At 60.6% G+C, this 18,760-nt stretch carries 17 protein-coding genes; 7 read left to right on the forward strand and 10 right to left on the reverse strand.

Annotated features, from left to right (window positions below; genetic code table 11):
- Positions 1 to 439: 439 nt before the first annotated feature.
- From ACILSR_RS28355 to purB, 6 genes are all read right to left on the reverse strand, one after another.
- Entirely contained in the window at positions 440 to 688 is a 249-nt protein-coding gene (locus ACILSR_RS28355) for a hypothetical protein (RefSeq protein WP_395753191.1), read from the reverse strand.
- Positions 689 to 769: 81 nt separating this feature from the next.
- On the reverse strand, positions 770 to 1,459 hold the full coding sequence (locus ACILSR_RS28360; RefSeq protein ID WP_395753192.1) for a hypothetical protein: 690 nt from the start codon (positions 1,457 to 1,459) through the stop codon (positions 770 to 772).
- Positions 1,460 to 1,545: 86 nt separating this feature from the next.
- Positions 1,546 to 1,908 (reverse strand): hypothetical protein, encoded by a 363-nt coding sequence (locus ACILSR_RS28365; protein WP_395753193.1) that lies wholly within the window; start codon positions 1,906 to 1,908, stop codon positions 1,546 to 1,548.
- Between the two features lie 187 nt (positions 1,909 to 2,095).
- Positions 2,096 to 2,629: a TIGR03067 domain-containing protein gene (locus ACILSR_RS28370; RefSeq protein ID WP_395753194.1), complete on the reverse strand. Its 534-nt coding sequence runs from the start codon at positions 2,627 to 2,629 to the stop codon at positions 2,096 to 2,098.
- A gap of 433 nt (positions 2,630 to 3,062) precedes the next feature.
- Positions 3,063 to 3,599 carry a hypothetical protein gene (locus ACILSR_RS28375; protein ID WP_395753195.1) on the reverse strand — a complete coding sequence of 179 codons (537 nt, stop codon included), beginning with the start codon at positions 3,597 to 3,599 and terminating at the stop codon, positions 3,063 to 3,065.
- Between the two features lie 81 nt (positions 3,600 to 3,680).
- The gene (purB, locus tag ACILSR_RS28380) at positions 3,681 to 5,108 is read right to left on the reverse strand and encodes an adenylosuccinate lyase (RefSeq protein WP_395753196.1); all 1,428 of its coding nucleotides are present in this window, start codon (positions 5,106 to 5,108) and stop codon (positions 3,681 to 3,683) included.
- A 508-nt stretch (positions 5,109 to 5,616) separates the two neighbouring features.
- Here purB and ACILSR_RS28385 point away from each other — a divergent pair.
- Positions 5,617 to 6,183, forward strand: coding sequence for a response regulator (locus ACILSR_RS28385; RefSeq protein WP_395753197.1), 567 nt, complete (start codon positions 5,617 to 5,619; stop codon positions 6,181 to 6,183).
- A gap of 267 nt (positions 6,184 to 6,450) precedes the next feature.
- On the opposite strand, the gene sufT is transcribed toward ACILSR_RS28385, so the two are convergent.
- The 4 genes from sufT to ACILSR_RS28405 form a co-directional block, all read right to left on the reverse strand.
- Positions 6,451 to 7,008, reverse strand: coding sequence for a putative Fe-S cluster assembly protein SufT (gene sufT / locus ACILSR_RS28390; protein WP_395753198.1), 558 nt, complete (start codon positions 7,006 to 7,008; stop codon positions 6,451 to 6,453).
- A 48-nt stretch (positions 7,009 to 7,056) separates the two neighbouring features.
- A complete protein-coding gene (locus tag ACILSR_RS28395; protein ID WP_395753199.1) occupies positions 7,057 to 7,548 on the reverse strand; it encodes an iron-sulfur cluster assembly scaffold protein in 492 nt (163 codons plus the stop codon).
- A 9-nt stretch (positions 7,549 to 7,557) separates the two neighbouring features.
- Positions 7,558 to 8,121 carry a rhodanese-like domain-containing protein gene (locus tag ACILSR_RS28400; protein ID WP_395753200.1) on the reverse strand — a complete coding sequence of 188 codons (564 nt, stop codon included), beginning with the start codon at positions 8,119 to 8,121 and terminating at the stop codon, positions 7,558 to 7,560.
- A 96-nt stretch (positions 8,122 to 8,217) separates the two neighbouring features.
- Positions 8,218 to 9,786: a hypothetical protein gene (locus ACILSR_RS28405; RefSeq protein ID WP_395753201.1), complete on the reverse strand. Its 1,569-nt coding sequence runs from the start codon at positions 9,784 to 9,786 to the stop codon at positions 8,218 to 8,220.
- Between the two features lie 132 nt (positions 9,787 to 9,918).
- On the opposite strand from ACILSR_RS28405, the gene ACILSR_RS28410 reads away from it, so the two are divergent.
- From ACILSR_RS28410 to ACILSR_RS28435, 6 genes are all read left to right on the forward strand, one after another.
- On the forward strand, positions 9,919 to 10,929 hold the full coding sequence (locus ACILSR_RS28410; RefSeq protein WP_395753202.1) for a BPSS1187 family protein: 1,011 nt from the start codon (positions 9,919 to 9,921) through the stop codon (positions 10,927 to 10,929).
- A gap of 213 nt (positions 10,930 to 11,142) precedes the next feature.
- On the forward strand, positions 11,143 to 12,060 hold the full coding sequence (pssA, locus tag ACILSR_RS28415) for a CDP-diacylglycerol--serine O-phosphatidyltransferase (RefSeq protein WP_395753203.1): 918 nt from the start codon (positions 11,143 to 11,145) through the stop codon (positions 12,058 to 12,060).
- Between the two features lie 53 nt (positions 12,061 to 12,113).
- Positions 12,114 to 13,337, forward strand: coding sequence for a hypothetical protein (locus ACILSR_RS28420; protein ID WP_395753204.1), 1,224 nt, complete (start codon positions 12,114 to 12,116; stop codon positions 13,335 to 13,337).
- 68 nt (positions 13,338 to 13,405) lie between these two features.
- The gene (locus ACILSR_RS28425; RefSeq protein ID WP_395753205.1) at positions 13,406 to 16,405 is read left to right on the forward strand and encodes a PAS domain S-box protein; all 3,000 of its coding nucleotides are present in this window, start codon (positions 13,406 to 13,408) and stop codon (positions 16,403 to 16,405) included.
- Positions 16,406 to 16,480: 75 nt separating this feature from the next.
- Positions 16,481 to 17,488, forward strand: coding sequence for a succinylglutamate desuccinylase/aspartoacylase family protein (locus ACILSR_RS28430; RefSeq protein ID WP_395753206.1), 1,008 nt, complete (start codon positions 16,481 to 16,483; stop codon positions 17,486 to 17,488).
- Positions 17,485 to 18,756: an MFS transporter gene (locus ACILSR_RS28435; protein ID WP_395753207.1), complete on the forward strand. Its 1,272-nt coding sequence runs from the start codon at positions 17,485 to 17,487 to the stop codon at positions 18,754 to 18,756. The genes ACILSR_RS28430 and ACILSR_RS28435 overlap by 4 nt, the downstream gene beginning before the upstream one ends.
- Positions 18,757 to 18,760: the final 4 nt, after the last annotated feature.

Consider the following 18,760-nt stretch of genomic DNA (forward strand, 5'->3'; position numbering starts at 1 on the left):
GAGGCAGCGAGAAGCACAAACCCTTGATGGATAAAATATTGGAGTGGCAAAAACGAACTTCGCCGAAGCAGCCTCCCGACCAATTGCCCTCTCCAGACACAGATCTCAAAAACGCTGCTTAACTTCGGTATCCGGGTTAATCCACCTGCTTCAATTCGTCCTTTCGAGCCGCAATCAATTCAAAGGCTGCGTTTTCGATCTCCTGCTCGTGAGCATCTATCCATGCATCAAGGCCTGCTGCCCGATCCGGCCCATCCCAAGAAACGAGCGGCCATGAAAGCTCACTAGTTGATGAGAACCAACTGATTGGAAACCGCTAATAACACCAGGCTCGATGTCCTTGTCGAGGATGGACTCTACGAAGATCGTTCTGCGCGACAGACGCAAGCGGCCCAAGGCATTCAGCACGATTGGAACGAGCACAACAACGCTTCATTTTCTATACCCGGCGCTTCTTCCACGACATCCCCGCCGAAATCAGCAGGCCAAGAGCCAGACCGTTCAGGGCTGTTGCTGCCGCAATGTACAAAACAGGATACCCAATGTCGCAGAGAGGCGAGGACTTGAGCCACAATGAAAGAGGCAGGTTCAGCTTGAACCATACCATGCCCCACGTTTCACCGGCGACGGCATACGGCACAAGATTGATCGCCACCCAGGCGAGAATGAATCTCCACAACCATTTCATATTCGAATTCCAATGCTCGTCTCGGAGGTTCGTCAGCGGGTGAATGATGGCGGCAGGATGGCCGCCATCATTCACCCTCACTCACTTGCACTGCTTCTCCGATTTTCCCGGCACATCCACCCTCTCAATCTTCACGCTTCCCTCGGGCAGCACGATCATGATTCCCAGATGGATCTCGACCGGGATCAGCTTTTCACCGGAGCGCATCTGGGCCGAAAAATGCTCGAGTAAGAGCTCACCCTCCTTGTCCTTCTTGCCTTTGAGGAAGGTGTAGCGTGGATACACGCCATTGGGCCGGGGATTTTCGCGGGTTTGCTCAAAGGTAAACCGCTCGAAGCCGTCTTCCTTCTTTTGGGACACGAGCTTCCACACCGTCTTTCCCTGGCTGTTGTCCCGTGGGGTCGATTTCCCAAGAGGAGATTCCGCTACCTGGGAGAGCATCTCCATCCGGTCTTCCCAGTCGGGCTTGACCGGCTCGCCTGTCTTTCCCCAGTCCGCCGACTTCAGCCAGCCTTTGCCTTTGCGCTGCGCATAGGCGGTCCCGTCTTCTGTCGTGATCTGTTTGACGTCCGGATAGCGATCGTAGCGAAAACGCACAAACTGATCCTCTTCGACCTGCATCGAGACATCGGCGATGAGATGATTGTTTTCGGCCACACTGCGGGTGAACTCGAGGTTGTCAGGGGCCAGCTTTGGGTCTTGCCCATGAAGACCCTGCACAGGCGAGAAGAGCAAACCGAGTGTGAGAGCGACGATGGGTTTCAAGTTCATGAGGAGTTAGCGGAAGGCGGAGTGTCGGGGAGTCTGGGAGGTGAAAAAATCTCGGCAGATGAAGACACTTCAGCAACGACACATCATCAACCGTCCTTTTTTCCCAAATACCAGATGAGGCTAGCAACTGCTATGACGATCGCCACCTTCACGGGCCAGGGCGTTATGTAAAACACCGTGTGAGGTCCCGAAAAATGGAGCCTTGATCTGGACGGGTCATCTGGGGTAGGGCAAACAGCCTCCTGCATCGCTTCCTCCACACTGGCTTTCATCTGAGGGGTTGGCTTGGACTTATCCCCTTCGTCAGGCCCCATGAGTCGCCCTTGCTCGATATGCCGCTCCAAGGATCGAGAATCATCCGGCAGATCCGCCGATGCGATGCTGCCGACTACAGCCAAGAGCGCCATGAGCTTCACGAGGATGGGGCGCACATTTACCGGCTTTGGCATGAATCTCGCATCATAGCCTGACGAACCCTCAGCGGAAGAAACTTCCTCAAAAACCTCAAATACCTGGGGGGGGGGTAGATGCAAACTGGCCGCTGGAGGTGGAGAAAACCACGAAACTTCAGCAAATTCGGCTGGGGTTGTATTCGCGCAGCCGGACAGCCGATCGTTCAGCCAGGGTGGAGATGACTCAGGGCTTCTTCCTTTTGAAGACAGCCAGGACGGATTTCTCCCCCGCCTCGAAGGCGGTGGGTCGGGGTTCGCCTTCGTGGTGGGAGTGGCACAACTGAAACACATCGCCCTGGCATTGGTAGATGGCTGGCAGCACCACCTTGGTCCCGTTGTTCATGAAGGTGATTTCCATGGTGGCCGGTGACTGGCTGGGATCGAGCGCATAGGCGCCTTTGAGCGGAGCCTGGCCTTGGATTTGGATCGTGACCTCCTGTCCCTTAAATTCCAGGGAAGTCGCCAGTGCTTCCTTTTTACCAGCGGTGATGACTTCAGCGGTGGTCCAAGTGCCTTGCAACCTGGCCCTCTCGGCTTCAACTGCAGCTTCCGCTCCCGCTGTTTCATTCCCTGCGGCTGGCCTGCCACAAGGCACCGAAAGCATCAGCAGAATAAGCCACGTCAAAATCCCTCCCTGCCTTCCCAGTCCCCTGCCCCTCTGGCCTCGGCAGGTTTTCACTGGTTCATCGCAGCGGCTCTCCTGTTTCATGGTCCTCATGCTACCGCAAAAGCCAGTGATGGAAATGGGATTGCTGCCTATTTTAGATCCGGTTACTTAGTCCTGGCCTGCAAAACAGAAAGGGCGTTTCACTGAGAAAACCTTGTGTACCAAAGGGGCGGTAAAGGCCTTCAAACATCTTCACCCAAGGGCAGGCATCATTGATATCCTCCGTCCCTTTCTCCTCTGGGCATGCAAGCCGTGGGACGATACTGAGGCGGCCTGAGTACCATTCCTCCCTGCCTGGCGAACTGTTTCCAACGGTGCGTTTATTCCCACCCCGCCGAATTTGTTGAAGTTTCGGTAGTTTCCCTGATGGCAAGCTCTGTGCGCATGTCCCCCATCTGGGGAGATGGAGGAAGCCTAGTAACAGTTCAGCCTTTCCCAAGGGGTTTTGGCAGCGGCGTCAGGCGGCGGCTGGTGATGAGGGATTTTATGGTTTCAAATTTCTGGCTTCGTTTTCGTCACGAGCCTGCCGGTCCAGCATGATCTTCTTCATGCGCTCAAAGGACTGTACGGGATCAAGTTCGGGATCCTTCGAAGCCATAAATGATCCATCGGCGTTCCCGGTGATCACATCCCCAGACTGCTCATGAATTTGCCGCAGGTCTTCTGGTGTCAGAGATGACGCCCGATAATCCGGATCCACTGGCTCAATCTGCAACCCAGCGGGAACCTGGCGACGAAGTAAAAAGCCTGACAGCGATTCCCATCCGTCACGGGCCTGATAGTGTGACTTGACGTAAGGACGCCCACCGTCACATGGATCAAAATCTTGGCTCAAATAGGACCGCTCATCTTCTGCAAGCTCGCGAACGCTTCCATCCTGGTTCACATATACATACTCAAACCCAGACTCAGTCGGGCGCCGCGAGCGTCCAACCCAACAAAGCCGGTAAGCAATAAACAAGGCAAGAGCACCAATCGGCACTGCAACCAAAACTAGAATGAGTGTGAAAATGAAACTCATTTTGATGACTCATTAACAGACCGAAAGTTGCAGCCCGTCCAATGACTGCAACCTGCAAAATAGGGGCGCGTGATCCTTAACTCAAAGAATCACCCCCGGCTCATACCCCGCGCCTTCCGGGTACTCCTTCGCGATCGCTGCCACGCGGGCGCAGAAGGCGTCCACTTGTTCAGGAGCATCGCCGGTGTTGTTTTTGCCGGCATCGACGATGCGCTGCATGTCCTCGGTGGTGAGGGTGAGGCGGGAGTCGGTGACGAGGCGGGTGAGGAGGTCGTTTTCGCGGACTTTGCCAGTGCGCATGTCTTTGGCCACCTGCACGGCGTGCTCTTTGATGACTTCGTGCGCGGTCTCGCGGCCGGCGCCGGATTTGACGGCTTCCATCATCACGGTGGTGGTGAGGAGGAACGGGAGGTAGCGCATGAGTTCCTGCTCGATGACGGATTCGAAGACTTCCATCTGATTGAGGATGGTGAGGAAGGTTTCAAGCAGGCCATCGAGGGCGAGGAAAGCATCTGGCAGCATGACGCGGCGGACGACGGAGCAGGAGACGTCTCCTTCATTCCACTGATCTCCGGCCAGGCCGGCGGCCATGGCGAGGTAGCCTTTGAGGATGACGTGCAGACCGTTCACGCGCTCGCAGGAGCGGCTGTTCATCTTGTGCGGCATGGCGGAGGAGCCGACCTGGCCTTTGGCGAAGCCTTCGCTGGCGAGTTCCTGCCCGGCCATGAGGCGCAGGGTGCGGGCAAAGCTGGAGGGGCCGCTGGCCACCTGGCAAAGCGAGGCCACCACCTGCATGTCCAGGCTGCGGGGATACACCTGGCCCACGGCTCCGAAGGCGGCGGGCATGCCGAGGTGGTGCAAAATGCGGCTCTCCAGCTCGGAGGCTTTTTTGGCGTCACCATTAAAGAGAGTGATCTGGTCGAGCCGGGTGCCCACGGCACCCTTCAGGCCGCGTGCCGGGTAGGTGGCGATGACGTTCTGCAGATCGCCGAACGCGAGCAGCGTCTCTTCGCCAAACATGGCGAGGCGCTTGCCAAGGGTGGTGGCCTGGGCGGCGACGTTGTGGGTGCGGGCGGTGAGCGGGATGTCGCGGGTCTCGGCGGCGCGGCGGGAGATGCCGGCCAGCACGGCCACGGTCTTGCGACGGATTTCCAACAAGGCGCGGAAGACCTGAAGCTGCTCCACGTTTTCCGTGAGGTCGCGGCTGGTCATGCCTTTATGAATGTGCTCGTGCCCGGCGAGGTCGCAGAATTCCTCGATGCGCGCCTTCACGTCATGCCGCGTGACACGCTCGCGCTCCATGATGGAAGCGACGTTGATCTGATCCTTCACCTTCTCATAGGCCTCGATCACGCCGTCCGGCACAGGGATGCCGAGATCGCGCTGGCCTTTTAGAACGGCGATCCAGTAGTCGCGCTCGAGGCGGACTTTTCCCTCGGGCGACCAGAGGGCGCGCATGGGAGAGGTGGCGTAACGTTCGGCGAGGACATTGGGAATGGAATCAGACATGATATGAAAAGGGGAGGGTTTCTCTAGGCCATGCGCGGCGGCTTGGCAAATGGGTGGTGGTTGCCTTCACGGGCGCTTTTGGGCAATTTGGGAAGCTTTTCAGGGGGGCTTGGACGGCAAAACAGATGAGTGAAACCGCCCCCGAGGCTTCAAACGTAAGTCTTTGGAATACAAGCACCCATCGTAGCCGCCATGAAGAATCGCAGAAACGTGTGGACTGGCTCTATTACGCACGCTGGTTCTGCGTGTTCTGGCTGGATGGCAGTTGTATGAAATTCTTCAGGATTTCCGAAGTTTTTTAGTTAGCACGCACTTTTGATTTGCAATTGTGGCAACAAATCGCAAATCTATCTATTATCTCGAACCGCACATTTAGCTGAACGCCGATAAAGCCCTTGTAATAGTAGAAATTATAAACGACGTTTGTGAATAACTTCCCAGCGCGCGACTCAATTTCAATTTTTGAAAAGGACCGAATCTAGGCAACACGACACACTCACTCACTCCTATGGCCGACCTTGCAACACCCGAACTCATGACCGTGAAAGAGACGGCGGAATACCTCCGCATTCCTCTTCCAACGGTCTATTATCTCGTACAGCGCGGTCAGTTGCCTGCGGTGCAAATCGGTGGCCGCTGGCGTATCAAGCGCAGCCTGCTGGACCGCGATGTGCTGCGCAAGGAAGACGAGGCCGGCCAGCCCACCGTGATGGTGGTGGACGATGACCCTGCGCTTCAGGCCCTCTTCAAGCAGTTCCTCAAGAAGGCTGGTTTCGGCCGCCTCGTGGTGGGCACCGGTGCGGAAGCCATCGCCATGGCCAAGAAGCAGAAGTTTGACTTCGTCTTCCTGGACCTCAAGCTGCCGGACGTGCCCGGAGATGAAGTGTACTCCCAGCTCAAGGCCCTGTATCCGGATCTCCCCATCGTGGTGATCACCGGCTACCCGGACAGCGAAATCCTCAGCCGCATCCTCGGCCACGGACCCGTGACGGTGATCAAGAAGCCGATCGAGTACGACCAGCTCAATCTCGCCGTGAAGCAGCTCGGCCACAAAGGCGCCGAAGCCGCCGCCTGAGTTCAGCCCCAGTCACTCTCCCAAATTCGAAAGCCCCGTCAGCATCCCTGACGGGGCTTTTGTTTGGGCGTAGGTTGGGTGTGTTTGGCGTCGAAGGTGTCCTAAAGGCCCATCGAACGCTCCGCCAAACCGCCCGACTACGAGGGCGTTCGTGCGCCGATGTGTTTGCAATGCGCTCATAGACGGGCGGGCTGTCGCCACGCCCATCCTACGACCGGATATGTGTCAACGCAGGCCGGACCCAGTTGCGGCGCAACTGGGCAACTTTCAAATCATTCCCAGCTTCATCTTCCCCTCAATGCTGATCATGCCCTGGTTCCAGGCGGGGTCCCAGACGAGTTCGACGGCGGCGTCGTCCATGTCCTCGATGGTCATGATGCGGCTCTGGGCATCGGCGGCGATGGTGGGGCCCATGCCGCAGCCGGGTGCAGTGAGGGTCATCTTCACGATGGCTTTGTTTTTGCCTTCGGCATCGGCTTCCACCTTGCAGTCATAGACGAGACCGAGATCCACGATGTTGACGGGGATTTCGGGGTCATAGACGTTTTTGAGCTGGTTCCACACCTGGCCTTCGAGATCGCTCACGTCCGCTGGGATGTTGGAGGAGGTGCTGTCCTGCTCCTTTTTGCTCGCTTCGGGGTCGATGCCCAGCGCGTCCACGTCGGCAGCCTGAATGCGCGCCAGACCGAAGTCCGTGGCCACGGTGTAGGTGCCGCCGAGCGACTGCGTGATGATCACCTTCATGCCCATCGGCAGTTTGATCAGGTCACCGCTGGGAATCTGGACGGCATCGACTTCGCGTTTGAGTTCAAGGGAGGAGTGCATGGGGAAAATGAGGAATGACGAATGGAGAATGACGAATGCCTAAGGCTGCTAGCTAGTCAGGACGATTTTGATTTTGCCCTGGGTTTTGCCGGCGGCGCTGAGGGCGTCTGCGAGGGTGCCGGATTGATCGACGGCCATGGGGGCGGCGGGAGTGGTGGCTGCAGGCGCGCCTTTCTGCTCGGCTTCCAGCGCGGCGCGCAGGGCGCCTTCCACCATCTGGCCGCAGTGGATCTTCATGGGGGGAAGCGGACCGAGGGGCTTGCTGAGTTCTTCGGCGGAAAGGGAGAGCGCTTCCTCCTTGGTTTTGCCACGGATCAGCTCGGTGGCGATGCTGGCGACTGCGATGGCCGTCTGGCAGCCGAAGCTTTGGAAGCTCGCTTTGTCGATGACCTTCTTTCCGTCCTTGTCTTTGTATTTGATCCACAGGCGCACCATGTCCCCGCAGTCGGGGCTGCCCACGGTGCCCACGGCATCAGCGTCAGGCATTTCGCCGAGGTTTTGGGTGTCCGTGAGGGCTTGCTGGAGGGCGGCTTCGTCCATGGAGAATAATCAGTCTTCGATTTCGATACGATAGCGCGGAAGGCTTGGATCAACCTGCGTGCTGTAGGCGTCGATGCCGCCGGTGAGGCACTTGGTTTCGCCAAAGCCATGGCCGATGAAATACGCCGCCGCATCCAGCGAGCGCGAGCCCGTATGGTCATAGAGCACGATGGTCTTCGTCTTGTCGCCGCTGGTAAAAATATCCTGCACCAGCTCCTGCGTCAGCAGGCGTGCGCCGGGCAGTTTGACTGCGTCATGCTCCTCGCGCGTGCGCACGTCCAGCAGCACGAGATCGGGCATGTTGCGCTGCAGCACCTCCAGCTCCTGCGGAGAGATCTGCAGCGAGGCATCGCCCTGGTGGCTCTCTTGAATGTGCGCCACGGCTTCGGCCACGGGGATGTTTTCATTCCGCTCGCACACCTGCGCCAGCGTCTCGGCGGGCTGAAAGCCGCAGCTTTTGCAGCCGCCGATGTGATACTTCGCAAACAGCGCCCGCTGAGCCCCAGGGTAGGCCTGGAGCACCTGGCTCATGGTCATGTCGCCGGAGAGAGGCGGAAGGTCAGCAGTAGGCATGGTGGTAACAAACAACGGTCAAAACGGGCGGAAAGGATGCCATAATGGTAAAACGGGGCAATGCAAGCGGGAGGGGGGCCGCTGGATGAGCATCCGCTACTCCCCTGCTTTCTCCTCCTTGGCCTCCACCGCATCGTGGCCCCAGGGATGCTCCAGCAGCCAGGTGAGGGCCTTGCGAGCGCCTGTGTCTTTTTGCTGGCCGATCCACTTGCGCATTTCCTCCGGACGTATCACCGCCCACACTCGAAGGGCGCAGAAGGTGCGGTCAGTCATTCCACCCTGGTCAGGGAAAAGATCCTCGCCGCCGAAGAAGCGCAGCAGTTCGTCCCGAGGCGGCCAGTCCTGCTGCATGAGCTTTCGAAAGCCGTAGCGCGCAGCCTCTCCGACGTCCACATCCTTCCACTGCTCCATGACCCTCGTACATTCCTCCTCGAAAATCCGTCCGCGCATTTCTTTGGGCAGCCGGTGAAGGTCAAAAGAATCGATGAAGCCCAGTCCGGCATGAGATCTGTTCCAAGTAGTGCCGCCAAACCCGTACACTGAGGAGCCGACCACATCTTGGACCACATCCACATCCTGGGTGCGAATAGCACGTTCCATGGCCAGTTCAGGACTCCACGGGGCTAGGACGTCCAGCCGGTCATGTATTTGTGCGGGATCAATGGCCGCAATCCACCGATCGCGCGTATCTTTGTCCACCCGCGACATCATGATGCACCTGGCCAGCCATGCGGTCTTGGGCATGGTCTCTTGCGCCGCATCCGCCCATGCCATGAGAGAGGAGAGATCCACCTGCGACCACAGCAGCAGAAAATCCCTGGAAGCGACACTCTCATCTTCGTTAGCCGAAGGCATGGGGCCAGCCGCCCAAAATCGATACACCATACGCTGCACGATCCCAGGAGCTTCTGCCGGATGCTCGATGAGCCAGCGCCTCAGTCCCACCTGAAATGCAGCATCACTCATGTCAGCATTCGGGTTCACTTCTCCCCGCCGCAGCCCTTCATACGAGCCAGTATGAAACATGTCCAGCAGCCGCACCTCCTCGGGAGAGTAAGGAGGAGTCACCGTTCCGGGCCAGCATTGAAACCTTCTGAACCAATAATCCGCAAAGGCTTTCAGCAACCGCAGCTTTTCTTCCTTGGGCAGCTCAGATGCCTCCACACCGAGTGGGAACGTCAGCAACGCACGGGGCCGCAGCCAGTAGTGTGAATGCTGCAGAGCTGCTCGGTCCTGCACCTCAATCTTCGGCCGCCGAGTCCAGGAGTCGTAGCTCAGCACTCCCTCTTCAAAACCCACCAGCTTCGCCAGCTCCTGCGTGCGCTCCCAGGCCTCCTGCGGATCGCGCTCTGCCCAGATGCGGAGCATGAGCGATACGACGGCATCGGGTTTTTGTGTCCCCTCCAGCAGCACTGCGATGTCAAAGGCATACGCAAAGTGCAGCAGCGGCACCTGGCGCAGATACTCCGCCAGCACCGGATAGCGGATGGCGGAATTCGGTTCACGAAAGATGCGCTCCACGATCTTCGGCACCTCTTGCAGCTCCTTGTCCTTCCATGGCAGCTCATGCAGAGGCTGGAAATCTGTGGGCTTCCAGTGCAGCCGCTGCGTCTGCGCTTGAGCCATCACCAGCAGGAGGAGCCAGCATGCGGCGACCAGTTTCATGCGGTGGATTCTAAAAACAGGCGGCCCAGATGTCATCCGGAGATTTCAGCCGAGGCAGGGTTGTTTGCCCGTTGCCTGCGCCGCCCCTCTGCATAGCATGGCGCCATGTTGCAGACTTCCCGCCACTCTGTCTTGTATTCATGTCTCTGGCTGCTTGCCCTGGCCGCCGCGCCGCTGTGCCGGGCGCAGAATGGACGGATCACCGATGGTGTGAACTTCACCACCATCAAACCCAGCACGCTCAATCCGGACATCGATCCCCGATTTGACGAACCGCACTGGGTGTATGTGCAGCGGGAGATCGTGGTGCAGCACAGTCCCAAGCTGCCCGCGGACCGGCAGCAGCTGCTGCTCTTCCTGCCGGGCACCAAGGCTCCCGGCCAGAAGGATCCGGATCCGGGGAAGGTGCGCGTTTATGCCTCCCATACCTTTTGCCTCACGGCGGCATCGCTGGGCTATCACGTCATCTCCCTGTGCTACCCCAACACCGTGTCCGCCTCCTCCTGCAATAAAGAGGCAGATCCCGAAGCCTTTGAAAAATTTCGCCTCTGCATCATTCAGGGCGGCACATCCCCCTTCGTCTCGGTGAACCGTGCAAACAGCATCGAGAACCGGCTCATCGATCTCCTCGGTGCGCTGGCCAAACGCTATCCTCAGGAAGACTGGGGTGCCTACCGGAACGAGGATGGCACGCCGAAGTGGGAAAAGATCGCCGTGGCCGGCCAGTCCCAGGGCGGCGGGCATGCGGCCCTCCTCGGAATTCATCACCAGGTGCCGCGTGTCATCTGTTTTGGTGCGCCGAGGGATTACAGCGTGGCTCTGCAATCTCCCGCCGCCTGGTACCTCCGGCCGGGTGCCACGCCGAAGAGCGCCTACTTTGCCTTCAACCACGAGCAGGACCGCCAGGGCTGCTCCCCCGCGCAGCAGATCGCCAATCTGAGAGCTCTCAAGCTGGATCAGTTTGGCCCGCCCACCATCGTGGGAGACGCCGCCCCACCGTTTGGCGGCTCCCACATTCTCATGACCAACTATCCCGGCACCCCGGTGGACTCCCTCACCGCCCACGGCACCATGCTCAGCCCGAAGAACAAGGAGCGCTTTGGCGAGGTGTGGAAGTACATGCTGACGGCGGAGACGAAGTGATGGGGGGAGCGGTTAGAACCAAGCCGTCAAGGGTCAAGGATGGTCAAGAGGGGGCAAGGTTTGTCAAAAGGGGTCAAGGGTTGTCAAGAGTGGTCAAGTGTCGAGCCTTGACCCCTTGACCTCTTGCTCCCCTGATCACTCGACCGCCCCATCTCCTGAGGTCCCCTGCCCTCTTCCCATTCGACATTCGTCATTCTGCGTTCACTTTGACGCATGTCTCCCGATTACGAGCCACGCATCCCGGTCCTGCCCACTCTGATGACGGCGGGAAACATTCTCTGCGGTTTCGTCGCCATCCTGGAAATCTTCGATGGTCGTCATCTGGCGATGAACACGGTTCCGAACCACTATCAGCACTACCACTACGCCATCGTCTTCATTCTTCTGGCCTGTCTCTTCGATGCGCTGGACGGCCGCGTGGCGCGCATGGGTGGCACGGAAAGCCCCTTTGGCCGGGAGCTGGACTCGCTGGCGGACATCGTCTCCTTCGGCGTGGCCCCGGCGCTGCTGGTGCATGACATCGTGCTGCGGGAGATCGACACGCCCCGGGGCCTCGGCTGGCTGATTTCGTGTGTGTACCTCGTCTGCGGAGCCATGCGCCTGGCACGGTTCAACTGCCTGGCTGCGGCGGACGTGAAATGCAGCATGAAGGGCTTCCGCGGCTGCCCCATCCCGGCGGCGGCGGGTGTCATCTCCTCTTTGACGCTCCTCATCATCTGGCTGGACAGCACCGAGCGGGAGATCGGCAACTGGAAGTATGCTCTCGCGGGCCTCATGGCGCTGCTCTCCTACCTCATGGTCAGCAGCCTGGAGTACCCCAGCTTCAAAGCGGTGAACTGGCGCACCAAGCGCTCCTTCCACTGGGTGCTCATCAGCATTTTCGTGGTCGCCTTCACGGTGATGAACTGGCACTGGATGCCTGCGGTGCTGTTTGTGAGCTACCTGATGTACGGCCTCGTCCGCCCCTGGGTCTCGCGCAAATGGCGGCAGGAGATCGAGATCGAAGCGGAAACCCTGGACATGGATCCCGGCATGGAAACGCTGGCGCTCAACGGCAGCGATGGCGATTCCGAAAGCGAAAGGGGCGCCAAACCCCAGCGTCCCAGCAGCGACGCCACCGTGCAGATTTGAACATTTTCGTTTCGCTAGGCGCGGGGCCTGTGTAATTGAGGCACCCAACCCCCATGGCAGACTTCTATCAGCACGCGCGCGTGCCCACACTCCACCACCTGGCCCACGGCGACAGCTCCGCACGTGAAGAGGAGATGAGGGACTGGGCCAGCAACAAGCCCGTGGCCCTGCTCCTGCCCGCGCTCTACGCCGAGTGCGAGCGCCCCGCGCTGCCGCGCATTTTGGAGGAAGTGTCCCAGGCCGGCCATATCTCCGAAGTCATCCTCAGCATGAACGGCATGAACGCCGCGGAGCATGAGCGCGCGCTGGTGCTCATCCGCCAGAATCTCCGTGGCAAGAAGGCGCACGTGCTCTGGAATGACGGGCCGCAGCTCAGCCGGGTGTACCAGCGCATGGACGAGGCCGGGCTGGCCGGGCCGCATGCCGGCAAAGGCTCCAACATCTGGATGGGCATCGCCTTTCTGCACGCGCGCCGTTTTGACGGCATCGTCGTCAGTCATGACACGGACATCCTGAACTACAGCCGGGACATTCTCTGGCGTCTCTGCTACCCGCTGCTGCATCCGCGCATGGGCTACCGTTTTGCCAAAGGGTACTACAGCCGCGTCTCGGACCGCCTGTACGGCCGCGTGACGCGCCTGCTCATCTTTCCCCTCATCCAGGCCTGCCGGGACGTGCTGGGCAGCAAGCCGCTGCTGGAGTACCTGGACAGCTTCCGCTATCCGCTTTCCGGCGAGTTTGCGGCAGACATGCAGACGCTGGAGCACCTGAGCCTGCCCGGCGGCTGGGGTCTGGAGATCGCCATTCTGTGCGAGTCCTTCCGGCACCTGCCCTGTGAGCGGCAGTGCCAGGTGGACCTGGGCTTTCACTTCGAGCACCGCCATCGCGGCCTTTCGCCAGACCAGATAGGCGTCAATGAACCCGGCCTCATCAGCGCCGCCGCGGACGTGGCGCGCTGCCTGGCCTACCAGGTGCTGCGGGAGGCGGACGCCCGCTCTGCTGAGAGCCTCATGCGTCTCATCATCGAGCGCTACCGCCCGCGCGCCGCTGAGTGGCTGCAGCGCTATGAGCATGTGGCGCTGCTCAATGGCCTGCGGCATGATCCGGCGGAGGAGAGCGCCGCCGTCACCGCCTTTGGCCAGGCGCTGGACAGGCTGCTGCACAGCATGGGAAATGACGCGCTTCACGTCCCTGCCCTGCGGGACACTCCTTTCCGGACATTGGACAAGATCCCCCGGCTGGCGGAGGAGATCGTGGCCAGTTCCGTCACTGTTTAGACCATGCTTGCTTCGAGGTTCGGCAGTGCCTAGAATCGCCCCGGCTACATTCGGTGCCTGCCTCCTGCATGAAGAAACCTCCACAGACTGCGCCCGCCAGACGCAAAGCCGCCGCAGCGGCCGCATCTCCTGTGCGGGCCATGGCCGCGCCGCCCACTGCAGAACAGTTTGCCCAGCTCTACAATCATGTGGACGCCGCCCTCTTCAGCCTGGCGGTGGAGCCGCGCCAGCAGCTGCGCCTGGTCTTTGCCAACAGCTGCTTTCTCGCAACCGCGGGTCTGCAGGCAGACCAGATGATCGGCCGGAAGCTGGAGGAGTTCATTGAGGAATCCGCATGCGCGCGGGTGCTGAAGCATTGCCGCCAGGCCATCCGCACACGCGAGACTGTCCGGTGGGACGAGGTCTGCGTGCGCGACTCAGAAACCAAATACGGCAAAATCTCCGTCACACCGGTGATGGACGCAGCCGGGCGTGTGACCCACCTCTCCGGCAGCATCAATGACATCACCAAGCGCCGCCGCTCAGAGATCGCGCTGCGTGACAGCGAGGAGCGCTACCGCCAGATCGTGCAGACCGCGGAGGAAGGCATCTGGACCATCGATGCCGCGTCCCTCACGGACTACGTCAATCCCAAGATGGCGCAGATGATGGGCTACCGGCAGGAGGAGATGGTGGGCCGCCCGATCAGCGATTTTCTCGATGCCGAGGGCAAGGCCCTGCTGGTGAAGCACATCAAGAACCGCAGGAAAGGCATCTCCGCGCAGTTCGAGTTCAAATACATCCGCAAAGACGGCTCCGCGCTGTGGGCCTACGTCTCCACCAATCCCATTCACAACAGCCAGGGCGTCTATATCGGGGCGCTCGCGCTGCTCACGGACATCACCGCGCGCAGGGCGGCGGAGGAGGCCATGCGGGAGAGCGATGCGCAGTTCCGCGCCGTCTTTGAGCAGGCCGCCATCGGCGTGGCCCTCATCGACAGCAACACGGGACGCTTCCTCAACGTCAATGAGCGCGCCTGCGAAATCGCACGGATGAGCTGCAAAAAAATGACCGGCCTCACCTTTGCCGATCTCATTCATCCCGACGACCTGCAGGCGAATGTGAACCACATGCAGAGCCTGAAGGCCGGGCTGCTGCAGACTTTCACCATTGAGCAGCGCTGCGTTCACCGGGACCGCAGCATCACGTGGATCAATCTGACCGTCTCTCCTTTGTGGAAAAAGGGCGACCCGCCTTCGCGGCACATCGCCATCTTGAAGGACATCACGCAGCGGAAGATCACCGAGCAAAAGCTGGCCCGAACCACGGAGCTGCTGGAGCGCACCGGGGAGATGGCCAAGATAGGCGGATGGGAGCTGGACGTGACAACCCAGACCCTCTTCTGGTCGCTGGAAACCTGCCGCCTGTTTGAGATCGGCGTCAACAGCGCCCCCACACTGGAGCAGGCCATCGACTTCTACGCACCCGAGGCGCAGCCGCTCATCCGCGTGGCGGTGAAGGACGCCATCGCGCATGGCACCTCGTACGAGCTGGAGCTGCCCGTCATCACCGCGAAGGGCCGCCACTTCTGGGCGCGCTCCCAGGGCAGCGCCATTCAGCAGCATGGGAAGACCGTCAAGCTCATCGGCACTTTTCAGGACATTACCGCGCACAAGAAGGCGGAGCAGGACCTCATCGAGAGCGAGGTGCGCTTCCGCGCCGTCTTTGAGCAGGCCGTCGTCGGCGTGGGGCTCATTGATTTCGCAACGGGCCGCTTTGTGGACGTGAACAAGCGCTACTGCACCATCACCGGCAGGTCCCGCAAGGAGATGCTCAAGATCAGCTTTGACGAGATCACCCACCCGGATGACCGCGACAAAAGTCTCCGCCTGCACGAGCAGCTCAAGGCCAGCAAGTCCTCCGAATTTCAATGGGAGAAGCGCTACGTGCGGCCGGACGGCACTGTGGTCTGGGTGAATCTGAACGCCTCCCTGCTCAGCACCATGAGCGGGCGTCCCAATCAGGTGCTTGCCATGGTGGAGGACATCACCCGCCGCAAGCTCGCCGAGGACAACTTCCGCCGCGAGCAGGCCTTCAATGAAATCCTGGCCAGCCACACCTCCGCCATCATCATCCTGCTGGACCGCAACGGCCGCCTCATTCACATGAACGAGGCCACGCTGCAGATGCTCGGCTTCAAGCGCAAGGACCTCGTGGGCAAGCTCCCGCCGTGGGAGTCCAAGTTTATGGACCCTGCGGAAAAGGCGCGCTCCCACAAGCGCTTCAAGGAGATGCTCGCAGGCCAGAACATCCCCTCCAGGGAAGTCACCCTCATCGGCAAGGACCGCAGGCGCCACGTCGTCGCCCTTTCCAGCATCATCACCAAGACCCCGGAAGGCGCCGTGGACCGCATCATCGTCACCGGCACGGACCTCACGGAGCGCTACCGCCTGCAGAAGGAGATTCTCAAAATCTCCGAGCAGGAGCAGGCGCGCATCGGCCACAATCTGCATGACGGCGTGGGCCAGACCATGACCGGCGTCTCCAGCCTGATCGAAGCTCTGGAGTACGAGCTCAGCGGTGAACAGCGGGAGAGCGCCTCGCGCATCCACCACCTCATGCAGGACGCCATTCAGGAAGTGCGCCGCATGTCCCACAGCCTCTCGCCCGCTTCGGTGAAGAACCGCGGCCTCGGCGGCGCGCTGCAACTGCTGGCGGAAACCATCCGCACCAATCACCGCACCGCCTGCTCCTGCGAGGTCAATCCGGACATCCGCATTGAAGACCCGGAGAAGGAGACGCACATCTACCGCATCGCCCAGGAGGCTGCAAACAACGCCCTGCGCCACGGCCACCCCAGCCGCATCAAGCTCTCCCTGCAGCTCCGTGGCGAGCATGAAGCCGTGCTCAAAATTGAAGACAACGGCACCGGTCTGCGCAAGCACAGCCCGGGGAAGGAAGGCATCGGCCTGCGCGTCATGGACTACCGCGCCAATCTCATCGACGGCAGCCTCGTCCTCAAATCCCGCCCGCGTGGCGGTGTCAGTGTGATCTGCCGGTTTCCGTACGAAGGCAAGAGGAAGGCCTGAGCCTTCAGGCAAGCTGGGCGCACGCTCCGCCAAATTAGTTCGTGAGGCGCAGCTCCCTGGCACCGTAGGTGTCTCATGGTAATCACCTCCCTCGACTTCGGCAGACAAGGCAAGCAGCAGGGCTTCCTGCAAGTGCCTTATTCCCACAACCTCGGAGGCTGGGCGAATGTGATGATCCCCATCACCATCGTCGCCCGCGGCACAGGACCCACCGTTCTCGTGCTGGGTGGCAATCACGGGGACGAATACCAGGGGCAGATCGCGGCGATGAAGCTGGCACGAGAGCTGACGCCTGAGAAAGTCACGGGGCGCATCATCCTCATCCCTTCGCTGAACCTTCCCGCCGCGCGCGCGGCCACGCGGCTCTCTCCGCTCGATGGCATGAACATGAACCGCGCCTTTCCCGGCGATGCCGAGGGGCCTGTCACCAGCCAGATCGCGCATTACCTGCGCACCGTTTTGTTTCCGTTGAGCGATGTCGTCATCGACATGCACTCCGGCGGGCGCAGCATGGAGTTCGTCCCCTGCTCCCACATGCACCTGGTGGCGGATCGCGAGCAGCGGTCGCGCATGTTTGCCGCCATGCTCGCGTGGGACACGGAGTTCTGCTTCATCTATGCGGACATCGCGGGCACAGGCCTGCTGCCGGTGGAGGCGGAGAATCAGGGCAAGCTCGTGGTAACCACCGAACTCGGCGGCGGCGAGTGCATCCCCGCGAGTGTGCACCGCATCACGCAAAGCGGATTGAAGAATGTGCTCATCCATGTGGGCGCGATGAAAGGCCGGCTGCAGCCGCGTAAAACGAAACCGATCATTACGCAGGCGACGAACCGGGAGGACTACATCCTCGCGCCGGAGTCGGGCATTTTTGAGGTCACCGTGGATCTCGGAGCAAGGGTCAGGAAAGGCCAGACCGTGGGCCACATTCATCATCTGGAGCGGCCGGATCGGGAGCCGGAATCCATCATCGCGCAAAGCAGCGGCTACCTCATCACCATGCGTGCGCCCTGCCTCACCCAGCAGGGAGATTGCGTGGCCGTGATCGCCCGGCAGGTCAGCGAACGTGAAGTGCTGCGCGCATGAAGCCCGATCCTCAGCGATCCGATGCGCCACCGCAGACTGGGACGAGCGCCATGCTGCTCGTGGCCTTCATGTGGTTCGCGTATTTCCTCAACTACTGCGACCGCCAGGCGGTGTTCTCCATGTTTCCCGCGCTGCGGACGGGACTGCAGATGAGCGACCAGCAGCTTGGGCTCGTGGGCGCGGTGTTTCTCTGGGTCTATGCTTTCGGCTGCCCGGTGTCCGGCTATCTGGGGGACCGCTTCTCCAAACGCCTGCTGGTGGTGCTCAGCCTTGTGGTGTGGAGTGTCGTCACCATCGGCACCGGTCTCGTGGCCTCGGGTGCGGCGCTGCTGGCCATGCGCGCAGCCATGGGCGTCTCGGAGTCGCTTTACATGTCCAGCGCGGTGGCGCTCACAGCAGCGGCGTATCCCGCGGCACGGCGCTCGCGTGCGGTGTCTGTGCTCATGACGGGGCAGATCGCAGGCACGGTGGCGGGAAGCTGGTTCGGGGGATGGATGGCGGATCGCGGCCAGTGGCGCGTGGCGTTCTTTGTGCTCGGCGTGGTGGGTGTGCTGTATGCGCTGCCTTATTTCACGTTTCTGCGTCTCGTGGAGGAGCCACCGGCGGAGGCCGTCTCCGCCACCTCGGGGCTCACCTTCAGCGCGCTGCTGAAGTCGGGCACCTTTCTGCTGCTCTGCCTCGTGTTTCCCGTGTTCGTCTTCGGCATCTGGCTGCTGTATGGCTGGCTGCCGGTGTTTCTGCATGACAAGTTTCATCTGAACCAGGCGGACGCCGCCTTCAATGCCACCGTCTTCCTGCAAACCGCGACCTTTGCCGGAGTGATCGGTGGCGGCATGATCGCGGATGCCCTTTACCAGCGCGTCAAAACCGCGCGCTTCTGGCTGATGGTCTGCGGGCTGGTGCTTTCCGCGCCTTGCATTCATGCACTCGGCAACAGCGACACGCTGCTGGTCACCCGCATCGCGGCGACCGGCTTTGGGCTCTTCAGCGGCCTCTTCATCGCGAACATCTTCCCGGCCACCTTTGACATCGTCCCCTCCTCCGCCCGCGCCACGGCGGTTGGCATGCTCAATTTCTTCGGTGCCATCACCTCCGGCTTTGCCACGCTCTTCGGCGGCCTGTGGAAGCAGACGCTCGGCATCGACCGCCTGCTCTCCTTCACCGCGATGGCCTACATCGTGGCGGGCGCGGCCTTGGTCCTCGGCATCAGGACTTTGTTCCGACGCGACCTCGCTTCAAACCTCAACCTCCGTGTGGAAGAGGAATAACCTG

The sequence above is a fragment of the Prosthecobacter sp. genome (assembly GCF_044222565.1).
Taxonomy (GTDB): Bacteria; Verrucomicrobiota; Verrucomicrobiia; order Verrucomicrobiales; family Verrucomicrobiaceae; genus Prosthecobacter.